The sequence below is a fragment of the Ruegeria sp. AP12 genome, assembly GCF_056540025.1.
Genome location: NZ_JBQFVZ010000172.1, coordinates 1 through 804 on the forward strand (window position 1 = coordinate 1; position 804 = coordinate 804).

General features: G+C 60.9%; 1 protein-coding gene. It reads left to right on the top strand.

Going from position 1 to position 804, the window contains the following annotated elements:
- The coding region (locus ACR0E6_RS22055; RefSeq protein WP_480587370.1) for an NAD(P)(+) transhydrogenase (Re/Si-specific) subunit beta at positions 1 to 804 on the top strand (804 nt) is incomplete at both ends.

Consider the following 804-nt stretch of genomic DNA (forward strand, 5'->3'; position numbering starts at 1 on the left):
GGTGGTCTGATCGGTCAATATGTGGCGCAGCGCGTCCAGATGACCGAGATGCCGCAGCTGGTCGCTGCGATGCACTCGCTGGTCGGTCTTGCGGCCGTGTTCGTCGGCTTCAATGCGCATTTCGAGATCGGAAACGTGGCTCAGGTCATGGCGATCAAGGATAGCGCGGGTCAGGCGGACCTGTCTGACCTTGGTGCATTCGCAAAGCTGATCGCCAAGAAGACTCCGGCGGAACTGGCGATCCTGCATGTAGAGCTGTTCCTGGGCATCTTCATTGGCGCGATTACTTTTACCGGTTCGGTCGTGGCCTATGGCAAACTGGCGGGCAAGGTGACGTCTGCGGCGACCAAGCTGCCCGGCGGTCATGCGCTGAACGCGGCGGCTGCGGGGCTCTCGCTGATCTGCCTGATCTGGTACACCGCTTCGGGTGGTCTGCTGCCATTGGTCCTGATGACACTGGCGGCGCTGTTCATCGGCTATCACCTGATCATGGGGATCGGTGGTGCTGACATGCCCGTGGTTGTGTCGATGCTGAACTCGTATTCGGGTTGGGCGGCTGCGGCGATTGGCTTTAGCCTTGGCAACGACCTGCTGATCGTTGTTGGTGCTCTGGTCGGCTCGTCGGGTGCGATCCTGTCTTACATCATGTGCAAGGCGATGAACCGTCACTTTGTCAGCGTGATCCTGGGTGGCTTCGGTGGCCCGCAGGGTGAGCAGATGGCCGTTGAGGGCGAACAGATCGCGATTGAGGCGGACGGCGTGGCCGCCGCGCTGAACGATGCGGACAGCATTGTCATCATCCCG